The following is a 7,460-nucleotide window of genomic DNA, read 5'->3' as shown; positions in this document are numbered from 1 at the left end:
ATGCGTAAATACCTGACAGGTGCCTGGGCATGCATGCGTGGCGATGAGCCCTTTGATACGGCCAAGCTGTTCAGCGCTGAGCACCTCAAAAAAGCTTGACCGCCAACAGAGTATCTACGTTTGTTTCTGGCCAGTAACGCCTGTTACAGGCGCGCGCGACCGTCTTGTTTGTGCGACGCGATATTTCGCCATACGCCAAGGCGTTCGCGCGTGAATCCCACAGGAATAATTGGCCCGAAACAAACGTAGGAGCGAGCGTAGCTCGCGATGCGCCGCGCGGGCGGCGCTCGATCTCGAACCCTACATCAAACTCCCGCCAGGCACTTGCCAGCCCCCACACTCACCTGGCCATGACGGCCTTGAACAGCGCTGAAGCCAACCACCCCTCCAGCCAACTCCGCACCCGCGGATAAGCCGCCTCGGCGAACCACTGAGGTTCGACCCCGGCAAACTGGCGCATCAGGGGCAACAATGCCGCATCGGCAATGCTCGGGTGGTCGGCCAGCAGGTAGGGCCGTTCAGCCAGCAGGCCTTCGAGCTCCGCCAGCCAGGCCTCGGCCTGCTGGCGGTACTGCTCGCGGGAATGCTGGGGGTAGCGCTCGGCATACTTGTACAGATTGACCTGTGCCTTGAACGTGCTGTCATTACGCGCGATCAAGGCATCTGCCTGCTGCGCCGCCACCGGGTCGGCAAGCAGCTGCCAATCCTGCGGGTCGTTTTGCGCCAGCGCCCAGCGCATGATGTCCAGGCTCTCTTCCAACACCCCGGTACCGGTATCCAGCACCGGCACCGTCCCTTTGGGCGACAAGGCCAGCAGCTCTGCCGGCTTGTTCTTCATCGCCACCTCGCAGATTTCCACCTCGCAGCCGGCATAGCGAAGGGCAAGGCGCGCACGCATGGCCCACGGGCAGCGGCGGAACGAGTAGAGGATCACCCGCACACCTCCACGTCACTGAGGCCATTGCCCTGGCGCCGCACCTGGATCTGGACCGGGATGCGCTCGTGCATTTCCTGTACGTGGGAAATCACCGCCACTTTGCGACCCTGGGCTTGCAAGCCGTCGAGGGCGTCCATTGCCAGTTGCAGCGACTCGGGGTCGAGGCTGCCGAAGCCTTCGTCGATGAACAGCGACTCGATACGCAAGGTGTTGGACGCCATCGACGCCAGGCCCAGCGCCAACGCCAGCGACACCAGGAAGGTTTCCCCGCCCGACAACGAGTGCACCGAACGCAGTTCGTCGCCCATCTCGGTGTCCAGCACCAGCAGGCCAAGGGCGCTGCCGCCGCGCTTCAGGCGGTAGCGACGGGCCAGCTGACGTAGTTGGGCGTTGGCGTGGTGCAGCAGCAGATCAAGGTTGTAGCCTTGGGCTATCTTGCGGAACACATCACCGGAGGCCGAACCGATCAGGGCATTCAGGCGGGCCCAGCGTTGCCACTGCTGGTGGGCCTGTTCGATTTCTGCCGCTAGCGCCTGGTGGGCCTGCTGGCGGCGCTGATCGTCGGCCTGTTGTGCACGCAATTCGGCGCACTGCTGCTCTTGGCTTGCCAGGCGTTCGCGCAGTTCGGCCAAGGCTTGCTCCAGGGCTTGGACCGTGGTGTCCACGGTCATCTGTGCAGCGTGGTGCTGCAGGCGCTGTTCGCGCTCCTGCAGCAGGACGCGGCCCTGCTCGATGGCTTTTTCCGCGCCTTGCAAACGCTGGCGCAATTCATTGACTTGCGCGTCATCCATGGCCAGCAGGCGATCGAGGCCGGCATCGTCCAGTTCCGGATGCTCGCTGCGCCACTGGGCGATCTGGGCCTGCAACTGTTGGCATTCGGCATCCAGTGCCTGTTGTTGCTGGGTGTTGGCCTTGAGTTCGCTGGCCAGTTGCACGCCTTGGGTGCGCAGATCTTGCAGGCGCTGGGCGGTGTCGGCATCGAGGGCGCGGGCTTGCTCCAGCGTGGCTTCCATATGCTGCTGCCAGGCTTCGGCACTGGCATGTTCGCCAAGCAGCTCGCCGAGCGACGCCTGGGCCTGCTGGCGCTGTTCGTCGAGGGTAGCGAGCTTGTGTTGCACCTGCTCCAGGCCTTGCACCCGCGCCTGTTGCTGATCGCGCAGTTTATCCAGCTGGGCCTGCCGGGCTTGCTGTTCTTCCTGTTCGTCCTTGCGCTGTTCCAGTTGCTGCAGGCGTTGGGCAATCTGCTGGTCAAGGGCGAGGAAGGCATTGGCCGGGTCGTCGTTGAGGGCCTTGAGCGCTTCCTCTGGCAATACGCCGGCCAGGTCGTTCAGGCCTTGCTGCAACAGCTGCTCGTCGTTGGCCAGGGCCTGGTGCTGTTGCTCCAGGTGGCGCTGGGCCTGCTGCTGGGCGTCGTGGGCAGCCTGCAATTGCTGGTTGAGGCGGGCCGCGTCTCGTTGCAGGGCGAGCAGGGCGCTCTGGCGCTTCTCGTCCTGGCCGATTTCCTCGTCCAGGCGGCGCAATTGGCTGTCGAGCCAGTGGCCACGGGCCTTGTCGTCCTGCGGGGCGAGGGCCGGCCACAGGCTGTGCGCCTGCACCTGGGCTACCAGCGGTTGCAGCTGTTCGCCCAGTTGCTGTTGGTGCTGCTGGTGGTCCTTGAGCTGGGCGTTGACCACACCCAGCTGGGTACGCAGTTCTACCAGCTTGCTATTGAGGGTTTCGACCTGCTTTTGTGCGGCGTCTTCTTCGGCCTGGTCATGGCGACCCAGGCTCTGCAGCAGCGCTTCTGGCTGATGGAAGGGGTGTTCGGCGCTGCCGCAAACCGGGCAGGGCTCGCCGTCGCGCAACTGGCCGCGCAGCTCTTCGACGCTGGTGTTGCGCGCCAGGCGCTGGCGTTGCAGCAGTTGGCGGGTGAGGTTGAGCGCTTGCTCGGCCGCTTCAAGTTCGGCCTTGGCGGCGGTGCCCTCGCCAATCAATTGCTGGCGTTGCTGCATGGCCTGTTGCTGCCGTTCGCGCACGTCATCCAGCTGCTGGCGCAGTTCCTGTTCACGGCCATGCAGACGCGACAGTTCCTCGACGGCGCGCTGTTGCTTGCGGTTGTCCTGCAGCATGCCGCCGAGCAGGTCGATCTGCTCGGCCAGGGCCTGGGGTTCGGCCTTGGCTTCGCGGAACAGCAGGTCGTAGGCATCGCGCTCGGCCTGCAGGTGCGCATTGGCCTGGCTGGCCTGGGCCTGCAAGCCGGGTAGCTCTTCTCGGCCCTTGGTCAGGCGGCCACCGACCAGCATCACCTGTTTCAGTTGCGGCAGGTAGGCGTGCCAGGCATCAGCCAGGCCCGCCAGGTGCTGGCTGTCGGCAAGCGCGGTGTCGATCTGCGCCAGTTGCTGCACGCTGCGCTGCTGGTTGTCTTCCAGCTGCTGCAGTTGCTGCTGGCCGGCAGCGACCTGTTGTTGCGCCTGTTGGCTGAGGCTGCGCTGGGCGGCCAGTTCTTGGTCCAGGCGTGCCAGACTGTCCTGGGCGGCAAAGGCCTGGCGCAGGCGCGGCGCGTTCTCGCTGTGCTGGGCCTGGCGGTCGGCAAGCGCTTGGCGCGCAATGTCCAGCGCCTGTTCGAGCTCGCGGGTGCGCACCTGCAGTTCGGCTTGCTGCTGTTGCTGTTCGGCCATTTTCGCGGCCACTGGCGCCAGCTGTGCGCTCAGGACCTGTCGGCGGTGAAACTGGTGACGCTGTGGGGCCAGGCGCTCCAGGCGTACCAGGTCCAGGCGTGGTTCGGCCAGCTGTTGCCAGTCCTGCTCGGCGGCCTGCAGCGCGGTACCGGCTTCGGCCTGCTGGGCTTGCAGCTGGTGTTGTTCGTTCAGCCAGTTGCGTTGCTGCTCCAGTTGGCGCTCGCCGGCCTGGTCGGCCTTGAACTGCTGTTGCGCCTGTTCCAGGCGCTGGTCGAGTTCGGCACGGGCTTCGGCCGCCATCGGCACCAGGTGGCTGGCACGGTCTTTCAGGGCGTTGTGCGCTTCGCCGGCCTCGCGCGCCTTGGTGAAGGCGCGCTGGCCCAGGCGAGTGTAGATGGCAGTGTTGGTGAGCTTTTCCAGCAGCTCGCTGCGCTCTTTGTCGTCGGCCTTGAGAAACGCGCCGAACTCGCTCTGGGCCAGCATCACCGCACGGGTGAACTGCTCGAAGTTCAGGCCCAATCGGGCCTCTACCAGTTGCTTGTATTCGTTCTTGCCGCTGCCCAGCACTTGCTCGCTGTCGAGGTCGTAGAAGCTCTGGCGGCTGTGCTGCAGTTTGCCATTGGCCTTGTCGCGGGCGCGGTTGGCTTCCCAGCGGGCGCGGTAACGGCGGCCGTCGATGCCGACGAAATCGACCTCGGCAAACCCGCTGCCGGTGCCCCGGCGCAGCAGGTTGCGCGGGTCGGAAGTGGGGATGTCGCCGTCGGCGTCCGGCACCTTGGCCTCACGGCCAATGGCATTGAGGCGCGGCACGGTGCCGAACAGCGCCAGGCACAGGGCGTCAAGCAGGGTGCTCTTGCCGGCACCGGTAGGCCCGGTGATGGCGAACAGCCCGGCACTGGCCAGCGGTTCAGCGGTGAAGTCGATATCGACCGGGCCGGCCAGCGATGCCAGGTTCTTCAGGCGGATGGCGAGAATTTTCATGGCTGCTCCTCTTCCTGCTGCACGTCCTGCAACAGCAGGGCGAAGTCCGCCAGCGCCTGCTCGTCGGCGGGGTTGCCGTAGGCTTGCTCCCAGGCGCGGCTGAACAGGTCTTGCGGGGTCATCTGGGCCAGCTCGACAAAGGCCAGGTCATCGTCTTCGGCGTTGTTGCGGCCGGCGTACTCGGCGCTGATGCGGATCAGCCTTACCGCCTTGCCTTCAAGCGCGGTTTCGATCTGCTGGCGCAGGTCGGGTTGCGGCTCGTCGAGCACCACCCGCACCTCCAGCCAGGGCTGGCGGTTGGGGTCTTCAAGCAGGTCGATCACGGGCAGGTCGGCCAGTTGCTGCAACAGCTCGCCCAGCGGTGCCGGGCCCACCCGTTGCAGGGCCACGGCGCGTGGAACGGGGCGTGGCTCGACGCTGACCAGGCCGTTGCCGTCCAACTCCACTTCCAGGACCTGGTGCGGGTAGTTGATTTCGGCGAACGACAGCGGGATTGGCGAGCCGCTGTAGCGGATGCGTTCTTCGCGGTTGACCTTCTGCGGTTTGTGCAGATGGCCCAGGGCGACGTAGCTGATAGCCTTGTCGAACAGCTTGGCCGGCAGCGCCTCGGCGTTGCCGATGATCAGGCTGCGTTCGGAGTCTTCCGACACCGCGCCACCGGCCATGTGCGCGTGGCTGATAGCGATCAGCGCCTGGTCTTTCTTGCGTTTCTTCAGGGCGGCGGCGATCAGTTGCTGGTGCACCTGGGTGATGCCTTGCAGGTAATCGTCACCCAGCTGCGGGCCGGTGACTTCGGCCGGCCGCAGGAAGGGCAGGGCCAGGCACCAGGCAGCGACCTTGCCCCGGCCGTTGGTCAGAGGGATCAGCAGGCGCTCGGCATCCAGCTGGCCCTCGTCCAGCCAGTGCACACGGCCCAACGCATGGGTGCGCAGGCGGCGCATGAGCGCGGCGGGCAGCTCGATGCGCGAACCGGAGTCGTGGTTGCCGGCGATCATCACGATGTCCAGTTTGGGCTGTTGCTCGTGGGCCTGGACGATGAAGTCGTAGAGGCGTTCCTGGGCTTTGACCGGCGGGTTGACGGTGTCGAAGATATCACCGGCGATCAGCAGCGCATCGGGTTGGCGCAAGCGCAGTTGGCCGAGCAACCAGTCGAGGAAGCAGGCGTGTTCGAAGTCGCGTTCCTGGCCGTGCAGGCTTTGGCCCAGGTGCCAGTCGGAGGTATGAAACAGACGCATGGATGACCTGTTGGTGTCGAGTCGAGCAAGCGGGGGCTTGGCGTGGATGATGGGCTTCGCGGAGCTGGGTATGGTAACCCAAGGCAGTACGGCAGGGCAGTTGCTGCCGGCAGGTAAGTGCGAGTGCCGTTTATTTTGTAACTCCCTGATTCTGCGGGGGCCGGTGGGAGCGGATTCACGCTCGACCAAGGGCACCTTGCCAGGCGCATATTTTGCCGCAAAGTGGCGCCGTTGCTGAGGGGGCGTTCCATCTCGACGATGGGTACTTGCGTGCTGTGTAGGAAAGCGTGAAATCACCCGGTTTCTCGGTCCTACAAACGCCACACTTACATCACCCAATACCGCGAGATCGACCTCAACTTCGTCCAGCGCCTGCTGGATGAAGCAGGGCTGTTTTACTTCTTCGAGCACAGTGCTGAAGCCCACACGCTGATCATCTGCGACGACTCCACCTTGCTCGACGCGCTCCCCGAGCAAGCGCAAATCCGCTTCCACAGCGCCTCGGTCACCGAAACCGCCGACTCGATCACCCAGTGGGGTGGTCATCGCCAGTTGCAGGCCGACTGCATGGCCGCGCAGACCTTCGACTACCGCCAACCGCGCAACCGCCTGCCGATGGCCATGCGCAGCCTGAACGAGCAGGGCGCCGTGCAGCGCTTCGAGGTCTACGACCCCGGCCAGTACACGCACAGCACCAACACCCCGCCATGGTCGCTGCCAGCGAACAAGACCCAGAGTGGTTTCCTGACCCGCTTAAAGGTAAATGGTCGAACGCGAACTTCTTCCGTTTCGAAGACAAGGCTGGTGCTGAGCAGATCATCATGCACGCCGAGCGCAATCTGGATACTGAGGTTGAGGCAGATGACAGTCCCAACGTGGGCGGCAATAGAACTATCACTGTCGAGGGCAGACATTCCGAAACCATTAAGCTGGAAACCAGTATTGCGGTGGAGGAGGGCTCGTATTTTGTGACGGTGGACCAGGGTGAGGTAAAAATAAAAGCGGCAAAGTCAATCATCTTGGAGGTGGAAAATGCACGTTTGTAATGAACTCGAATGGCACGATTGCACTGTCAGGCGTCTCCGTGGACGTTGCTGGTAGTAAAATAATTAATTTGAACAAGTCTTGGTTAGCGACAAGGAAAAGTCTTATGCGTAGAAATATCTACGACCGATTATCTGAACGGCGTGAACGCGAAGAGCGCCTTGAGCGTTTTCATTGCTAATGAATTGAGTTTCGTTCGTCCAGAGAACTAAAAAGAGAAGACTTTTCATTTGTTTGCCCTGACGGACTCTGGGCTAAGTCCTTTTTCGCTAGTCGTGGGCAGATCGTTGGTTGAAGCGCGGCGGATGGAGTTCCGGTGGTGACAGCAAGGTCAGCCTATTCATCAGATTCAGTTTATTTTTCTATGTGAGGATGAGTTCAAGCCAGCGCGCGGTCCTGAAATCAAAAATGGACCAGCGAACTATCCTAAGGAAGAATATAAACGCCTCGATTGGGATAGAAGGTTTGCGAATAAGAGGGGGCGGCGGCAAAAACTGAGTGCAACACCTGACCTTTCCGGTAGGGTGTTGCCATGTCTTATCACGAACTCAGCGTTGAAGAACGCTCCGATATCCAGGTCAGTCTGCTGCGTGGCATGAGCCAGCG

3 protein-coding genes and 2 pseudogenes are annotated in these 7,460 nt (G+C 63.1%); 2 read left to right on the top strand and 3 right to left on the bottom strand.

Translation table 11 applies throughout. The features are described 5' to 3' along the window. Positions 1 to 340 precede the first annotated feature (340 nt). From OO258_RS27135 to OO258_RS27125, 3 genes are read right to left on the bottom strand one after another with little or no spacing between them, the layout of a single operon-like run. The gene (locus OO258_RS27135; protein WP_266034962.1) at positions 341 to 934 is read right to left on the bottom strand and encodes a glutathione S-transferase; all 594 of its coding nucleotides are present in this window, start codon (positions 932 to 934) and stop codon (positions 341 to 343) included. After that, positions 931 to 4,575 carry an AAA family ATPase gene (locus OO258_RS27130; RefSeq protein ID WP_266034959.1) on the bottom strand — a complete coding sequence of 1,215 codons (3,645 nt, stop codon included), beginning with the start codon at positions 4,573 to 4,575 and terminating at the stop codon, positions 931 to 933. Before OO258_RS27130 ends, OO258_RS27135 begins: the two co-directional genes overlap by 4 nt. Further along, entirely contained in the window at positions 4,572 to 5,810 is a 1,239-nt protein-coding gene (locus OO258_RS27125; protein WP_110748212.1) for an exonuclease SbcCD subunit D C-terminal domain-containing protein, read from the bottom strand. Before OO258_RS27125 ends, OO258_RS27130 begins: the two co-directional genes overlap by 4 nt. Before the next feature lie 300 nt (positions 5,811 to 6,110). Between OO258_RS27125 and OO258_RS27120 the strand changes: the two are divergent. Continuing rightward, a pseudogene (locus OO258_RS27120) lies at positions 6,111 to 6,853 on the top strand (contractile injection system protein, VgrG/Pvc8 family); the annotation flags it as partial. Positions 6,854 to 6,960: 107 nt separating this feature from the next. Beyond that, positions 6,961 to 7,174: pseudogene (locus tag OO258_RS27515) on the top strand (hypothetical protein); the annotation flags it as partial. Positions 7,175 to 7,460 lie beyond the last annotated feature (286 nt).

Source organism: Pseudomonas sp. DCB_BI (assembly GCF_026240995.1).
Taxonomy (GTDB): domain Bacteria; phylum Pseudomonadota; class Gammaproteobacteria; order Pseudomonadales; family Pseudomonadaceae; genus Aquipseudomonas.
The sequence above is the reverse complement of the archived record's forward strand: the minus strand, read 5'-3'. Positions and strand labels throughout refer to the sequence as shown.

Coding starts and splice junctions, on each gene's coding strand:
- OO258_RS27130 (WP_266034959.1), bottom strand. CDS start 4,575: ATGAAAATTCTCGCCATCCGCCTGAAGAACCTGGCATCGCTGGCCGGC.
- OO258_RS27125 (WP_110748212.1), bottom strand. CDS start 5,810: ATGCGTCTGTTTCATACCTCCGACTGGCACCTGGGCCAAAGCCTGCAC.